Here is a 15,785-nt window from a genome sequence, read left to right as displayed (position 1 = left end):
TTTTGTACCTGTGTAGCGCGGCTAATACCGTTTCACTTTCTTTAAGGTTGATAAAAATGGACGGACGAGGAGATTCATTTGTAGCTTTAATTAAGTGATTTGATATAAAATAACTATAGCGGTTCTCGGTTGACTGAGGTACAAAAACTCTACCCCCACGCAAGCAAGGAGGGGACTATGATGAACCTCCTGTGATTAGGAAACTCTATAACAATTCCAAATTATTAAACAGCTTGTATAATCTGCTTTTTTAATTTTTAATTTTTAATTCCTAGAAAGCGGTACTAGCCTTTTTATGCCCTTAATTGTTGCATGGTATGGAACTTGCCATAAATTTTCTAAACCCCAAAGATATTGTAGATACTGAGTAAATCCTAAAAAATTTAATTTCCCATTGTTATCAGTTATCATTCTTGCATATTGGTAATATCTCAGATTTAGCCTATCTAATACGCTATTATTTTCCTTGGTCAGAATCTGATATTCACGGTATTCAAAGCTAGAGATTTGTAAATTGGTTATCTCTGTGCAAATTGAAGATGGTATAGGAATATTTAAAATTTCCTGTAAAGCAGTGGTCATATTTTTCAGCGCCCAAATCAAGCGGTATTTTTGAGCTTTTATAATTAATTGCTTCCAGTCAATTTGATTCTCTGACGTATTAATAATAATTGTAGCATCAGCTAGCTTGCTACTTGACATAAGCTGATTTTTAAAAGCTCCACAAATATACAATAACTGATTTGTTGGATTCAAAATATGTAGTTCTAATTCACCCAATTTAGTAATTATTGTATTTACCCAAAAATCATTTTCGGCTTTTTCTGTAAACCCATCTGCGAATAAATGCCAGCGCAGAATAACAAATTGATTAGAACTGTTTTTAAATCCCATTGCTTGGGAAAATGGTAGAATGTCTTGAGGTATTTTTCCTATCTCTTTCCAACCAATATTTTGCAATAAATTAATCCCCATTAAAACATCTGAGGGATGAATTAAAATTTCTAAATTAGGCATCATGCGTAATCCATTATCGCGGTAATAATGGAGATTTAAAGCTGCATCTTTAAGTAATAGAGTTTTAATACCCTTTTCTTGAAAAGACTGGAAAATGGGGGCAATGGCTTGAAATAGTACTTGGTTTTCTACCCAAGTGCGGCGATAAACTCCCTTGAGTCTTCCTATATGCACATCTATCACTTCATTTGCAGATAAATTGCGATAAAGTAAAGGCAATAAATGATAAGATTCATTATCTAAATTCTCAATATCAACGTTATCTCTCCATTGTTGCCAGGAATTTAATCCCGTTTGATCTGATAATAATGCTGCTTGCAAAAGCAATTTCTTCTCGTTAGAAAGTCCAGAATTTCCTTGGTTATTCATAATCATATTTTTATCCCTGGAATATTAACTCTAATTTTGTACACAGAGGTAGAGGCGGTGATATAAAGACTTTGGTAATCTTCATCTCCCCAAGCACAATTTGCTGGTACTTCTGGAGTGACAATTGTTCCTAAATGATTTCCTTCTGAATCAAAAACCCAAACTCCACCACCACCAGTACAGTAGATATTTCCTTGTGTGTCTACTTTCATTCCATCTGGTAAACCAGGTTTTTCGACTTTCATATCATAAAAAATGCTTCCATTGCTAAGTTTTCCATCAGGTTGAACATCAAAAACTCGGATATGACGACGTTCAGAATCATCTATATATAGCTTTTTTTCATCTGGTGAAAATGCTAAACCATTTGGTTTGATAAAATCATCAGCTACGACAATAATTTCTTTGCTATCTGGTGAGATTCTATATACTCCTTGAATCGGTTGTTCTTGTTGTTCAGATTTAATGCCATAAGGGGGATCTGTAAAATAAATAGAACCGTCACTTTTGACAACAATATCATTAGGACTATTGAGTTTTTTTCCTTTAAATATATCAGCTAAAACTGTAATTGAACCATCCTTTTCTGTGCGAGTAACTTGACGTGTGCTGTGTTCACAAGCAATTAATCGTCCTTGTTTATCTTTAGTCAAACCGTTGGAATTGTGGCTAGGTTCTCTAAAGATTGTTAATTCACAATTAGGGGTAAGCTTATATATTTTATTGGCAGGAATATCGCTAAATAGCAGATAATTTTCTTCAGCAAACCAAAGAGGTCCTTCTGTAAATTGAAATCCTGTTGCTACGCGCTCAATTTTCGCATTTTTAGGAAAAAGGGTTTTAAAATTTAAAGATTTTGCCTCTAATCTACCTGATGCTAATTTTTTGGGAAAAATTGAGCTTATTCGTTTTATTTGTTTATTGACCCATTTAGTGATACGAAACATTATCTTTATGAAAATAAAATAAATGGTATTTTTTTATTGAGGTGGATGTTGAGCAACACGATAATTATATAATGTTGTGCCACCATCAATTTTAAGAACTGTTCCCGTCGTGAATTTTGAAAAGTAATCAGAGGCTAGATAAACAGCCGCTCTGCCGATATAACAAGGAGAGATAGAACAACCATGCAACAGGCTATACTCAATACTCAATGATTGTTTTTGCTCATCTTCTGCTACCCAACTGGGAGCAATTCCATTGACTCTTATCCCATAAGAGGCTAAATCTACTGCTAATTCTTTGATAATCATGCCTAATGCTGCTTTTGAAGAACTATAACTAGGCCAACACACAACTGTTTCTTGGTGTATAGAAGTCATAAAAATAATAGAACCCTGAATAGAATTACTCACCATCATTTTAGAGATAAGTTTGGTGAGGTACATGGGACCAAAGACATTGGTTTGAAAAGTTTTTTGCCATTCTCCTAACTCTAAATTATTTATACCAACTGTTTCAAATTGAATGGCTACATTATTGACAAGAATATCAATTATAATTTTGTTTTCCTCCAAAATGCTATATAAATAATTCATATCTTCAGGTTTTGATATGTCTGAAACAAAGCCTCTTACCTTAACTGGATAAGTATTTAATTCTTTTTCTAAGTTTAAACATCCTTCTTCAATAATATCTGTGAAGAAAATATTTGCACCTTGTTTAGCCATTTCAATAGCGATACTTCTGCCAATATTTTTTGCTGCTCCAGTAATCAGGACATTTTTCCCAGCTAAAAGTTGATTATCTAAAACTACTGAAGGCTCTACTGTTTTGACAAAAACTTTTGGACTGAGAGTAGATATCGGATCGAGGAAGGCTTTAGATGCGGCTTTGAAACGAGTTTTAATGTTGTTTAGCCGAGTCTTTAAGTTCATATCTATGAATTATACGCCATTAAATTGAATATCCTAACCTTTAGCACGACGGCGATCTAATGATGCTTTGAGAATCTGAATATATTCAGTTTGATATTGTTTTTGCTGAATTCCTTTATTAGCTTCATGTATTCTTCGCTTGGCTACTAAGTCGGGTAACATCATTGTTTGGAGTCCTAGCTCTGTTAGACGCACTTGCCAACTAGCGAATTCGGCTAATTTCCAATGAGTTTCAAATAAGCCAACCTGAAAAAAAGACTCCCGTTTTATCAACAATGCGGAAGGAATATGCCCCGGCATTAATTGATTAGGAACGTGTAATTTGGCTTTGAGATTTTCTGGCAATTCTGGACTAATAAACTGTTCAACCTGTCCAAATATAACATCAAGATTGGGGTTATTTATAAATGCTGCCATTTGTAGGGTTAATTTATCTTTTACCCAAAAGTCATCTGCATCAAGGAAAGCAAAAAAATCACCTTTGGCTAATTCTATTCCGCGATTACGAGCCGCCGCAGTACCACTGTTGGCTTGACAACAATACTGCACTACAGAACCAAATCCCTTGGCTATTTCTGCACTAGCATCAGTTGAACCATCATCTATGACGATAATTTCTAGGGGCTGATAGGTTTGAGCTAGTACACTTTCGATGGCTTGGGCTAGATACTTTTCGCAGTTATAAACTGGAATAATAACGCTGAGTAAAGGATTATTGTTTGCCATTAACTTTTGCTCCTAAGCTTTTATTTTGACGATTTTTGCTGGCGTTTACGCTCAATTGATGCACTTAAAATTTTCATTAGTTCTAAATTCATTTCGCCTGTTTCTTGGGATATATTATATCTGTGAATACGCCGATAAAGAAGGACTTCAGGTATTATCTTCATCAAAAAACCCGCATCCTTCGCACGAAAAAACCAATCAGAATCATTAGCACGTCTATAGCGGGGATCGAAATTACCGATCCTTTCAAAAATAGTCTTACGAACTATTAATGCACTAGGTAAATAAGCTGTAACATCCGATTCGATTTGGTCTTTTTTGACCCAGGTTGGCCACTCTATTCCCGGCTCTAAGAATGTATGCATTTTACAAATGCAGCAATCAATGTGGGGATTTTCTAGCAGATCATTAACTTGTATATTCAGTTTATTAGATGTCCATAAATCATCTGCATCTAAAAAGGCAATTAACTCGCCTTTAGCAACTGAGATTCCAGTATTTTTGGCCGTTCCGTTACCTTGATTATGTTGATAGACATAGCGAATATCTTGGTAAGATTGTGCAATTTCTGCCGTACTATCTGTTGAACCATCATCTACTACAATTATTTCTACAGGTTCATAGGTTTGCTTCAGGACACTTTGTACTGCTTCTGACAAGTAGCGTTCGCCATTATAAACTGGAATAATTACAGAAACTAAAGGTTTATTTGTAGTCATAAATTTGCTCATTTTTATATTGATACTCGTGGTTTTGTTGTTTCATTACAATATTTTAGGATTGTCTGGAGGAATACCAAGATATTCATGAATTGGTACATTAGCTAATACATCAATTTGAGAATTATCTTTATTTCTCGCTCTATCTAAATGTCGCTTAAAAATTCTCACAAAGCCAAGTTGAACTAAGTTTTTACCGTCAGTCATATTATCTTTATGCTTGCGATAAAACAGGCTTACTTGATCTAAAGCTACCTTTGTTATGCCATTTTCCCAAGCTCTGATAAACCAATCTAAATCTTCAGCATATTTGAGTGTTTCGTCAAACAAGCCAATTTTATCAAATACTGATTTTCGGTAAATTGCACTGCCTAAATTAATATAGTGGTAAGGTTTATAGAGCGGCTCAAAGATATGTTGATTGCCTGCTGTCAGTGCAGATAATTTCATCTGTTGAATTAATCCTTGTACAATCTCTATTGATGTATTACTGGCTAAGTAATTGGCTTGCACATCTAATTTATCCTCTGACCAAATATCATCAACGTCTAAAAAAGCAATTACATCACCCTTTGCTATCTTTATGCCACGGTTTCGAGCAGATGCTGGGCCACTGTTTTTTTGATATATATAGCGAATATTATCTTTGAGTTCGGCTGCTATTTCCGCAGTTTTATCTGTCGAACCATCATCAATGACAATAATTTCTAATGGTTGATAATGCTGATTTTTGACATTTTCAATGGCTTCAGCTAGATATTTTTCTCCGTTATAAACTGGAATAATTACACTTACCAAAAGCTGATTTTTCATCTGTTCATTTACCTAAATTAATTGATAAACTTCACTCTCTTCAAAACTTTTTAAAAAATACTCAGCATAAAGTTTTTTCCTCGTCTCACAATGCTTGAGATATTCATGTGTATCTAAAATTAAGGAAGTATCTAAAGCTTTTGCAGCCGCTTCTGACAAATTACTAAAGTACATGGGATAATCCTGACCCAAATATTCTACAACAGCAGGTAAAGGATTAATTAAAAGTGGTGTTGCTCTGGCAATATATTCGATGACAGCATTATTAGCACTTGAATCATATAAATCTACAAACGCTATATTTTCAGACAGTAATTTATCATAGTCTTGGTTTGCTAAATGCTGTATTTCTTTAGTATTTTGGAAAAATTTATCCTCTATTTCTAATTGAGTTACATTTCTTTCCTTTTTGGTGAGGTTTTGGAGATATTCACTGGCTCTTTCAAAAAAGATAGGAGTGAGTTTTATTTTTTCATAGTTTAAAGGGTTATCTTGAGCAAGAGGTAATTGGTAAATTGCATTTAGTTTTCGCAACCACCAACCAATCTGAACAATCTTTTTTTGAGAATTATTGATAAATTTATCAAAATCAAACTGAGTTTCAGATATTTCTGTGGGATGAATTAAAGTCGAAACTGGTTTACCTGTTTGCTCTCTCAACCATTGAGCTTGGTACTCAGATAAAGCAAATAATCCTACACAGGAATTAATACTTTTTTTCCAAATTTCTTTAGCTAATATTTTTTGAGGTGAGTCTTGATTATTAAACCAAACTGGCATTTCTGGAGGATTATGGAGAAAACCAACCCACGGTTGATAATAAGGAGTAATTCCTCTTTCTTCAGAGGTTGCTAATTGGGAAAATAATCCATCTTGTTTCATTTTTTCTAAAATTCTCGCGGGTCTGAATCCTTCCTGTTGATGTTGCCAACAAAAAGCATTTTCTAGAAATCCGTCAAATAGGATTCCTTGACTGTTATGCAAAGGTTTTAAAGCATTTATAGCAAAGTTCCAACCACTGCGATGGAAGGGAAAAGTTTTTTGATGATATAAATTAATTTTGCCGACAGGATTTTCTGGAATCTCTTCTGATTCCTGTTCTGGCAAAGACTCTTGAGAATTTTGGACAATTATTCCAAGATAGGCATAGTAGTGAGATAAATCAACTGCTTCTGGATCTATGGCTAAGGCTTGATTGTAATACTCAAATGCCTCATCAATACGTCCTTCTTTAATCCTCAAATTACCTAAATGTGTATACGCTGGTATGTAATCTGGATAGAGACGTAAAACTTCTTGATAACCAATAAATGCTCTTTCTAGATTTCCCTTTAATTGCCACACATGGGACAATTTTAATTGTAAGTCTGCGGATGTGTTGTTGAATTGCTTTGGATTTAGCATCAATTATTTTCAGATAAAAGCTTAAAAATCACTTGAGGAATTTGCTCTAAATCTGTACCAAGTTCTAAATAATAACAAGGAACTTGTTTCAAGACTTGCATCATTATTTGACAAGCTTCTTTCCCTGCACCTGGTAATTGAATCATCGTACTCGGTACAAGTGAAGCTAAAGCAGCAGCAGCAGAAGTAGGTGTTAAGAAAGTATCTGTTTTTCCCGTAATGCGCGGAACCAAAACTGCACGAATGGGACAACTTTTCAATATTTTCTCTGAAAAATGCTCGTTAATAAAATAAACGGCTTTTTCTGAATCCAAGCGATCGCTATTACTGATAGCTTCAGCCAAAAATGGTAATCTGTTCACATCATCGGCATTTTTTTTGCCTGTGTTGTAGATACTAAATACCGTTGGCTTAGGTTCACAGGTAATTAAACTATAATCGTCGCTGGCATAAAAAAGCTCTGAATTAATACAAGTTAAAGCTGTTGTTGACTTTCCTGAACCTCCTTTTCCTACTAGCAACACACCACCGCTAGAGAGTCCGACAGCACCAGCATGAACCAGTTGTATTCCCCGTTTACTCATCCAGACGTTAAAAATGGTTCGTAGGGGTGAACCGGTTTCCCAATAGGGAATTTGTTCAGTTGTATCTACCCAATAGATGCCTAAATTGCGATCGCTATCTAACAGACTTAATGCAAATGCACCCCATTGAAAACTCGTATGAATGCGATCAGTATTAAATCCGTGAATTTCCCCGCGCTTAGGATGATGATCAATTCTTCTCCAAGGAGGAGGAGGCATAATAGTATTGGTTGAAGTACTATCCCACAAACAAATTGTTAAATCAGGATGGGGAACTGGTTCTATTTCCAAATGTCCTAAAGCCGGAGTTTGATAAGGAATTAAAGCCGAACCGGCAAATCTTAACTGAATTTTAAATCCACCAATATCATAAAACCGATTAACCGCACCCCCCACAGATGCTTCGGCTTTTTCGTATAGTTCATAAATTGAATTGAAAAAGGCAATTGGGTCTTTTTGTTCTGTTTCAATTGCGATATCAGATTCTTCAATATCGTTTTTAATCATTTGGGTTAATTTGGATTTTTAGCAGTGATTATGTTGGGTTTGATGACCTCAACCCAACCTACATAAATTCTGTTTACTGATTTATACCTTGGCACTCGGCCAACCCACTTCCGGCTCTACATCATGGATGGGATCTAAAGCCAGTAATTCTTCCATGTCTGTATATTTATTTAAAGTTGGTGGTTCAAACTTCAGCTTTTCTGTAGCCTTAGTTGGGGAGTTATCGTTAGTTGTATGTGTCTGATTTTCCTCATCTGTTGCATCAATACTAATCAAACTTTCGCGCTGTAAATCTGCAATTAAATTGTTAACAGCGGTTTCAATGGTTTCGCTACTGCTGTCATAGCAACTAACCATTTCTGTCAAAATCTCTCCTCTTGAAAGACCTCTAGCTAGTTTTTCCCAAATATCTGCGCCGACTGTCACCAGACTATAATAATCTCCCCCATCCAGATTAACGATGACTACTTCACCTTCAATCATTTCGTGGACAACTTTCGGGACATTGATTTTAAATTTTTCAGATAAATTCATTGTGCTTTTAAACTGACTGATATTGTTTGCTTAACCCAAGGTTAATCTTAATGTAAATTAGATCACATCTTTTTTAAAGATTTAATAAAGAAGGTTATCTTTTCTTAAAGATAGATAATATAGCAATTTGATTTGTGTATCCCTAACGAAGCCATAAGCATAAATCCAGAAATGTTAAAATGCCCTAATTCTTAGAGAAGTCAGGGATATTGTGGTTGAAAATTGCCATATAAAAATCAGGAATTCTGGTTAATTTTTTTTAATACTTGCTCTCTCACTAGCCGTATTGGTCGCAATAAATAGTAAATAAAAGCGGGGAATTCTGCTAAAGGCAATATTAACCAATCCGAAGTTGTCGGCGTTGTGACCAAACACCAACAATAAAGTATTTTATCTTGTAGACGTTCCCTAACACTCAGATGAAAACGAGTAACTCTCCCGTCTTGGAATGAGCCATCAGTTTTTTGAAATAAAATTTGGCTGACTTCAACTGCAAGTAAACTAACTTTTGGATCTGTCTGAATTTTTTGCCAAACTTCATCAGGTAAAGCAGTTCCTAGAAGATTCCGCGCTAGTGTCAAAGCCAAAAATAAGATTCTTTGACCTCCTTTAATGCTGGCTTGCTCTAGCAATTTTTCCCAATTTAACTGGGGATGAGAGCGAATTAGTTCAGCTACATCGCAAATCCGAGCCAAATTTGTCCAACAGTCTTTTGTCCCATGTCCAGCTAACATCAACAGTGTATTTTCTGGAGACAAATTAGGAACACTTTGACCAGCAATGGTAACTGATTCTAAGTCTTGCCACAATGCTTCAGAATCAATAGGAAAGGAAAAATAGTTTGGCATTACTCCCCAGTGGAGTTCTACTACTAATTCTGTTTCAGGGTGGATAAAAGGATAAGCAGCTTCACGAACTAATTTATAGATGCTTTGCGATCGCACAAACGCAGCTTTTTGAGCCTCTGTAACTTCGATGCGCTCAATCTTCTGGCTATATCCCTGAGACAGGAAAATTTGTTTGGCCTTTTCTATATCTTTGGGATGAACTAAAATGTCTAAATCGCTAAACTGACGCAGTGATAAATTTCCATAGGCACTCGCAGCCAAAACCGGCCCTTTGAAGGGCAGAGCCGATATTTTTTCTGCTGCAAACAAATTTAATAGTTTGACGAGTTCTCCGCTCAAAAGTAAACTGCGTCGAGTTTGAGCCAGGAATTCCATTCGCAATTTGCTTAAAATCGCTTTCGGAACTACTTCAGAAAATGTACTAGAAAGACTGAAATACAATAGCGGCAGCACTTTTTGGTGTTGCGCCATTTCTATCAATTTACCCCAATTGATATTTTCTGACAGGATTGATCTGATGTGTTCAGCTGTTTCTGATTCTATCTGTGTCTTAGCACAACACAGTAGCACTTCAATTTCAGGACTAGCTTTTACTAATGCGCTTTGAATAGTTGTTTTGTACAATATCTGCCTCCGGTAAAGAATTTCCAGATTTTCGATTTTTGCAGATCATTGTTATTGTTTGGGTTTGACTTCACCAAATTTAATCAAAAGTGCGATACCTACGGTAAGCTACCGCTAACGCAATACTGACAACCATAATCAACGTCATACTCAAAGCTGAACCAAAGCCCCAATTTTGGGTAGCTCCCAGAAACTGGTTATAAACTAACCTTGCTGCTGTCATACTCGAAGCACCTCCCAACAATTCCGGGTCGATAAAGTCCCCCAGGGCTGTGATAAATACCAACAGAGAACCAGCAGCGATACCGGGAAACACTTGAGGTACAGTTACTTGCCAAAAAGTTTGGATGGGATTTGCACCCAAATCAGCTGCTGCTTCTAACAATTGCTGGTCTAGTTTTTCTAAAGAAGCATACAACACTAAAACCATATAAGGTAATAAACTGTAACTCATGCCAATTAATACCGCTGGATTGCGGTTAAGCAATTCTAAAGCTGGTAAACCTACACTGGTGAGTAAACTGTTTAATAATCCCGTTGGACGCAAAATTGTAATCCAGGCATAAGAACGCAGTAGAGAAGAAGTCCATAAAGGCAATACAAAACCTAATAGCAGCAAATTCCGCCAGCGCTTTGGTGCCATTTGAGCAATCCAATAAGCAACGGGAAACCCTAAAATTAAACAACTAATGGTGGTACTAATTGCCAAAAATAACGAATGAAATATGACTTTTAAATAAATTGGTTCAATGATGCGGATGTAGTTATTAAATCCACTGGGATTTACCAAATCTCCTGGTCGAATATTTGGTACTAAACTCAACTGAAAAATTATTAATGTTGGCAACAACAACAATAGTAATAACCAAATTCCAGATGGTGCAAGTAGCGCCAAAGGGGGAAGCAAGTTAACGCGATGGCGTTCTAACTTCTGTGATTTAGCTATCTTGATAGAAGAGTCTAGTTGGGAATTATTACTTTGAATAGGCACAGCCTGTTACCAATTTTAGATTGAAGAGCGAGAATATAGATTTTTGCTTTCTTACTTTAAGCGAGTAATTGAGTCCAGTACCGCTCATAAACTTCTTCAAACTTACCGAGAGGAGTAAGTCTTTCACACTTTTCTAAAAGTGATGCTGGAGGAAATAAATTAGTATTATCTTGAAGCTGTTTTGGTAATTGCTCAAATCCCGCACGATTGGGAGTAGAAATATTTAGCCTTTCACTGATTTGAGCCGCCACTTCTGGTCGCAAAATCAAGTTAATCCAAGCATAAGCTCCAGCAACATTAGGGGATGTTTTAGGAATAACAATAGTGTCTGTCCATAAAGAGGAACCACTACGAGGAATTACAAATTTCAGCTTGGGGTTTTCTTTAGATATTTTCACTGCATCGGCAGAGTAACACATAGCTAATAATAAATCTCCTGCCAGAATTTGGTTTTGCCAAGCATCAGTATCAAAAGCAGCAATTGCCGGTTTGAGTGCTTTCAACTTCTCATAAGCTTGTTTAATTTCTGTTTCATTTTCTGAATTATAAGAATAACCTAGCATCCGCAATGTTGCACCGATTACCTCCCGCACATCATTAAGTAAAGTTATTTTCTTCTGAAGTTTATCTTTATTTTGCCAAAGATATTCCCAATCTTCTGGTGCAGTTGGGAGTTTTTCCGAGTTGTAAAGTAAACCCGTTGTTCCCCAATTGAAGGGAATACTATAACGGTTAGAGGGGTCATAACTAGGATTCTGAAATTGTGGGAATAAATTGCTTAACCCAATTAAGCGTTCATGATTGATGGGAGTTAGCAAATTTTTATCTACCATCTTCTGCACCATGTAATCAGATGGATAAATAATGCTGTAAGCGCCACCACCTCCAGCTTGTAACTTAGCTAGCATGACATCATTAGAATCATATACATCCGCCGCTACTTTCATGCCAGTTTGGGCAGTAAAAGTGGATAGTAATTCTTGATCAGTATACTGCGTCCATGTATATAGATGTAGTTCGTCGCTTTGACCTGAACCAGTATAATTAGCGCCTACATTAGCCAATCTCCAGCCACAACTACTTAAAGAAAGGCTAGAAAGCACCGCCATTTTTTTCAGAAATTGCCTTCTGTTCGTCATTAGTTATCAAACTATGAAATTTTGGTTCTTGATTCTTGACTAATAGCAATACAGTCAGTTTCTGCCCACCAAATATAAATGGGTGTATCACGGTCTGGTAAGCTGCCAAAGGTGTTAGGTTGTAAAACATTGATATTTATGCCGTTGACCAATTCCACAACATAATTAACATGAGTACCCAAATACATGACATTAACTAGCCTGCCTTCAAAGCAGTTTGTGGGCAGATTCGGTTGATAAAGGGAAATCTGGATTTTTTCTGGGCGGACACTGATGACTACTGGTTGTAATAATTCAGTTGGTGTATCTTCCGAACGTGCGGTGACAATAGAGAGTCCGGTTTTTGTCAAAATTTTCACCCATTCCGGGTCTACTGTTGTGATTTCACCGCTGAATAGATTTGTATCGCCAATAAAATCGGCAACAAAGGGTGTTTGGGGATGTTCGTAAATTTCGCTGGGAGTCCCAATTTGCTCAATTTTGCCTTGATTCATAACGGCGATGCGATCAGATAAGCATAGTGCTTCTTCTTGATCATGTGTCACCATCACAAATGTTAATCCTAAATCTTTGTGTAAATTTGATAACTCAACCTGCATTTCTTTGCGGAGTTTGAGGTCTAATGCTCCCAATGGCTCATCTAGAAGTAAGACTGCGGGACGATTCACCAAAGCTCTAGCTAAGGCTACCCGTTGCTGTTGACCACCAGAAAGTTGAGAGGGTAAGCGCGATCGCAAACTTTCCATTTTCACGAGCCTTAAAGCTTCTATGACTCTGCTGTCAATTTCTGACTTGGTTAATTTTTGTAATCGCAGTCCAAAAGCGATGTTATCCCACACATTGAGGTGGTTAAACAGCGCATAGCTTTGAAAGACAGTATTTACAGGTCTTCGGTAAGGAGGTACATTGCTCATCGACTGACCCTGAATCAACAACTTACCTGCATCAACTCTTTCAAATCCAGCAATTAAGCGGAGTGTGGTTGTTTTACCGCAACCAGAAGGGCCTAAAATACTAAAAAATTCTCCCTGTCTCACATCCAAGTCCACGCCATGTACAGCTGGTTCTTGGTTGAAAAATTTGAATACGTTACGCAGTTCAACATCAAGTGGTTGAAAAGACGTTACACTCCTCTGATTTTGCATCACAGTTTGAGCCATATTCTTCAGTAGAATGCCCTAATTGTAGAAAACTTAGTCAAGCTATGTAGGGTGTTAAGCAGACTACAGTCCATACTTTGAATTGTATTCCGCAAAAACACTCTTATTAGAAATATACTTTCTATTGTTTCACCCTGAATGCTGAGTAGCATTTTCGGTTATAAATTCTGTCTGTTCAGGTTTCCGGGAGCGATCGCTAGGAGTAGTAGTAGTGAGTAGCCATCATCAACTGAGGACACAAGAACAAAGGATTTATGTAGATCGTAGTGCTAACATAATGAAATCAGCATTGCCAAATTTTGCAGCAGCATATTTCATAACCTTTACTTGGTAGAGGTTTCAGATTTTCAATTTCAATGTGTTTCTTTTATATCTGACTAAAGTGCAGAATGCGCCCATGAGAGGCTCATACAGCAGATTTCAGGTTGCAGGAGGTACGAAATTTAAGAACAAAGCCATATAACAAAAGAGTTTCAACCCTGCTAAGAGTTAAGAGTTTCCTGCTGTATCTTGCAACTGAGCAAAACATTGACAGAAGTGACGGAGTATAGTATCGTCTCCAATCAGCTTGACATCTTAACAAAACAATTGCGTATATTAATAATTGTAAAATTATCCTAAGCTTATGACCCTATTTCAACCACCTGTACTGGGCGGACAAAAAAATACACGCACAGTGGGGCGCAATTCTCAATCAATATTTTTAATTATATTCACTTTATTGATGACATCTGGAATAGGCGCTCGTTTAGCTTATTTGCAAATTATTGATGGCACAAAACTCCGACAACGTGCCGAGTCCAACCGGATTCGCATGATTTCCAAACAACCAGAACGGGGCAATATTTTTGACCGCAATGGCAAACTGTTAGCGACTACTCGCTATCCTCGGTCAGTGTATTTGTGGCCTATGGCTCATACTAAACCCTCCTGGTCTGTGGTGGGGCCCCGTTTGAGTCAACTCCTCGATATCCCTCAAGAGGAGATGGAAGAGAAACTAGAACAAGCCGGGGCTAACTCATCTACCCTGATTCGGATTGCTCGTGACTTAAATGAAGCACAAGTCACAGCTTTAAAGGAATACGAAAACGAACTGACAGATGTAGAAATAAATACAGAAGCAGTACGTTATTATCCCCAAGGTAGAGAATTAGCCCATGTCATCGGCTACACCCGTGAACTGACAGCAGAACAGCTGAAAAAACGAAAGTCTGAAGGCTACCGTTTAGGAGATGTAATTGGTCAGATGGGTGTAGAAAAAGCTTATGAGAAAACTCTCCGAGGTGAATGGGGTGGTCAACAAGTAGAAGTAGATGGTGCAGGTAGACCACTGCGGGTATTGGGAGAAAAACAGGCAAAACCTGGTAATGATTTACACTTGACTATAGATGTAGAACTGCAAAAAACAGCCGAAAAGGCTTTGGGTAATCGCAATGGGGCAATTGTGGCACTGAACCCCAATAACGGTGAGGTATTAGGATTGGTATCCCATCCTACCTTTGACCCCAATATTTTTTCTAAACAAACACTCTCTCAAAAAGACTGGAAAACCGTCCAAGGAGAGGATCATCCTTTGGTGAATCGGGCTTTGAGTGTCTTTCCCCCTGCTAGTACCTTTAAAATTGTTACCACAACGGCGGGACTAGAATCGGGTAGATTTTCTCCCAACACAGTGCTACAAACCTATGGTTCTTTGAACATTGGTGGGACAAGGTTTGGTGAGTGGAACCACGCCGGATTTGGGCCATTGGGTTTTGTGGGAGCAATGCAATGGAGTAGTGATACTTTCTTTTATCAAATTGGTAAAGGAGTAGGTGGTCCCAAATTGATTGAATGGACTCGCAAATATGGATTTGGTGAAAAAACTGGCTTTGAGTTCTCCACAGAAGAAGCAAAAGGTTTAGTTCCTGATGAAACTTGGAAACAGAAAGTTTGGAAAATGCCTTGGACTGTAGGTGATTCCATTAATATGTCTATTGGTCAAGGTGCTTTACAAACGACTCCTCTACAAGTGGCTGTGATGTTCGCTGTCCCTGCTAATGGTGGTTATCGGGTACAGCCTCATTTACTCAAAGATAAAGGTGACGCAAAAAAATGGCGCAAATCTTTAAATATGAAACCGACCACCATTAAAATACTCCGTGATGGATTACGGAAAGTAATATCTGAAGGTACAGGAAAGGCTCTGAATAAACCTACTATTCCCCCAGCAGCTGGTAAGAGTGGTACAGCTGAAGCTTGGAACCGTGGAGTGAAAGAGAATCATGCTTGGTTCGGTGCTTATGCACCAGCTGATAAGCCAGAAATTCTCATTGTTGCTTTTGCTGAACATTCTGGTGGTGGTGGTGGTAGTGTTGCTGCACCCATGATTTTAGAAGTTATGGAAGAATATTTTGCCCGTAAGCATTCAGGTAAGTATCAAAAACCAGAGACTAAGCGTTAGGGAAGATGGGGATGGGGAGACACGGAG

13 protein-coding genes and 1 pseudogene are annotated in these 15,785 nt (G+C 37.4%); 1 reads left to right on the top strand and 13 read right to left on the bottom strand.

All coding sequences use genetic code 11. From position 1 onward, the window contains the following. Positions 1-264: 264 nt before the first annotated feature. The 13 genes and pseudogenes from H6G68_RS09395 to H6G68_RS09335 form a co-directional block, all read right to left on the bottom strand. Positions 265-1,392: a nucleotidyltransferase family protein gene (locus tag H6G68_RS09395; RefSeq protein ID WP_190906392.1), complete on the bottom strand. Its 1,128-nt coding sequence runs from the start codon at positions 1,390-1,392 to the stop codon at positions 265-267. Further along, positions 1,389-2,333, bottom strand: a complete 945-nt coding sequence (locus tag H6G68_RS09390; protein ID WP_190906391.1) for an SMP-30/gluconolactonase/LRE family protein — start codon at positions 2,331-2,333, stop codon at positions 1,389-1,391. The genes H6G68_RS09395 and H6G68_RS09390 overlap by 4 nt, the downstream gene beginning before the upstream one ends. Positions 2,334-2,366: 33 nt before the next feature. Next, entirely contained in the window at positions 2,367-3,266 is a 900-nt protein-coding gene (locus tag H6G68_RS09385) for an SDR family NAD(P)-dependent oxidoreductase (RefSeq protein ID WP_190906390.1), read from the bottom strand. 33 nt (positions 3,267-3,299) lie between these two features. Continuing rightward, positions 3,300-3,992 (bottom strand): glycosyltransferase family 2 protein, encoded by a 693-nt coding sequence (locus tag H6G68_RS09380; RefSeq protein WP_190906389.1) that lies wholly within the window; start codon positions 3,990-3,992, stop codon positions 3,300-3,302. Positions 3,993-4,012: 20 nt separating this feature from the next. Then, positions 4,013-4,711 (bottom strand): glycosyltransferase family 2 protein, encoded by a 699-nt coding sequence (locus H6G68_RS09375; protein WP_190906388.1) that lies wholly within the window; start codon positions 4,709-4,711, stop codon positions 4,013-4,015. Positions 4,712-4,756: 45 nt separating this feature from the next. After that, positions 4,757-5,524: a glycosyltransferase family 2 protein gene (locus H6G68_RS09370; protein WP_190906387.1), complete on the bottom strand. Its 768-nt coding sequence runs from the start codon at positions 5,522-5,524 to the stop codon at positions 4,757-4,759. A 12-nt stretch (positions 5,525-5,536) separates the two neighbouring features. Beyond that, positions 5,537-6,928, bottom strand: coding sequence for a tetratricopeptide repeat protein (locus H6G68_RS09365; RefSeq protein WP_190906386.1), 1,392 nt, complete (start codon positions 6,926-6,928; stop codon positions 5,537-5,539). Continuing rightward, a complete protein-coding gene (locus H6G68_RS09360; RefSeq protein ID WP_190906385.1) occupies positions 6,928-8,019 on the bottom strand; it encodes a serine kinase in 1,092 nt (363 codons plus the stop codon). Before H6G68_RS09360 ends, H6G68_RS09365 begins: the two co-directional genes overlap by 1 nt. A gap of 81 nt (positions 8,020-8,100) precedes the next feature. Then, positions 8,101-8,553, bottom strand: a complete 453-nt coding sequence (locus H6G68_RS09355; protein WP_190906384.1) for a PqqD family protein — start codon at positions 8,551-8,553, stop codon at positions 8,101-8,103. A gap of 236 nt (positions 8,554-8,789) precedes the next feature. After that, the gene (locus H6G68_RS09350; RefSeq protein WP_190906383.1) at positions 8,790-10,025 is read right to left on the bottom strand and encodes a nucleotidyltransferase domain-containing protein; all 1,236 of its coding nucleotides are present in this window, start codon (positions 10,023-10,025) and stop codon (positions 8,790-8,792) included. Positions 10,026-10,076: 51 nt separating this feature from the next. After that, positions 10,077-11,016, bottom strand: a pseudogene (locus H6G68_RS09345) (ABC transporter permease). 56 nt (positions 11,017-11,072) lie between these two features. Further along, on the bottom strand, positions 11,073-12,155 hold the full coding sequence (locus H6G68_RS09340) for a polyamine ABC transporter substrate-binding protein (RefSeq protein WP_190906382.1): 1,083 nt from the start codon (positions 12,153-12,155) through the stop codon (positions 11,073-11,075). Positions 12,156-12,166: 11 nt separating this feature from the next. Beyond that, positions 12,167-13,315 carry an ABC transporter ATP-binding protein gene (locus H6G68_RS09335; RefSeq protein WP_190906381.1) on the bottom strand — a complete coding sequence of 383 codons (1,149 nt, stop codon included), beginning with the start codon at positions 13,313-13,315 and terminating at the stop codon, positions 12,167-12,169. 625 nt (positions 13,316-13,940) lie between these two features. Here H6G68_RS09335 and mrdA point away from each other — a divergent pair. After that, positions 13,941-15,758 carry a penicillin-binding protein 2 gene (gene mrdA / locus H6G68_RS09330; protein WP_190906380.1) on the top strand — a complete coding sequence of 606 codons (1,818 nt, stop codon included), beginning with the start codon at positions 13,941-13,943 and terminating at the stop codon, positions 15,756-15,758. Positions 15,759-15,785 lie beyond the last annotated feature (27 nt).

Source organism: Anabaena catenula FACHB-362, from assembly GCF_014698735.1.
GTDB lineage: Bacteria > Cyanobacteriota > Cyanobacteriia > Cyanobacteriales > Nostocaceae > Anabaena > Anabaena variabilis_A.
This window is presented reverse-complemented; position numbering and strand designations above follow the sequence as displayed.

Bases quoted from the DNA above. Each gene is read 5' to 3' on its own strand.
- H6G68_RS09395 (WP_190906392.1), bottom strand. From the start codon at position 1,392: ATGATTATGAATAACCAAGGAAATTCTGGACTTTCTAACGAGAAGAAA.
- H6G68_RS09390 (WP_190906391.1), bottom strand. From the start codon at position 2,333: ATGTTTCGTATCACTAAATGGGTCAATAAACAAATAAAACGAATAAGC.
- H6G68_RS09385 (WP_190906390.1), bottom strand. From the start codon at position 3,266: ATGAACTTAAAGACTCGGCTAAACAACATTAAAACTCGTTTCAAAGCC.
- H6G68_RS09380 (WP_190906389.1), bottom strand. From the start codon at position 3,992: ATGGCAAACAATAATCCTTTACTCAGCGTTATTATTCCAGTTTATAAC.
- H6G68_RS09375 (WP_190906388.1), bottom strand. From the start codon at position 4,711: ATGACTACAAATAAACCTTTAGTTTCTGTAATTATTCCAGTTTATAAT.
- H6G68_RS09370 (WP_190906387.1), bottom strand. From the start codon at position 5,524: ATGAAAAATCAGCTTTTGGTAAGTGTAATTATTCCAGTTTATAACGGA.
- H6G68_RS09365 (WP_190906386.1), bottom strand. From the start codon at position 6,928: ATGCTAAATCCAAAGCAATTCAACAACACATCCGCAGACTTACAATTA.
- H6G68_RS09360 (WP_190906385.1), bottom strand. From the start codon at position 8,019: ATGATTAAAAACGATATTGAAGAATCTGATATCGCAATTGAAACAGAA.
- H6G68_RS09355 (WP_190906384.1), bottom strand. From the start codon at position 8,553: ATGAATTTATCTGAAAAATTTAAAATCAATGTCCCGAAAGTTGTCCAC.
- H6G68_RS09340 (WP_190906382.1), bottom strand. From the start codon at position 12,155: ATGACGAACAGAAGGCAATTTCTGAAAAAAATGGCGGTGCTTTCTAGC.
- H6G68_RS09335 (WP_190906381.1), bottom strand. From the start codon at position 13,315: ATGGCTCAAACTGTGATGCAAAATCAGAGGAGTGTAACGTCTTTTCAA.
- mrdA (WP_190906380.1), top strand. From the start codon at position 13,941: ATGACCCTATTTCAACCACCTGTACTGGGCGGACAAAAAAATACACGC.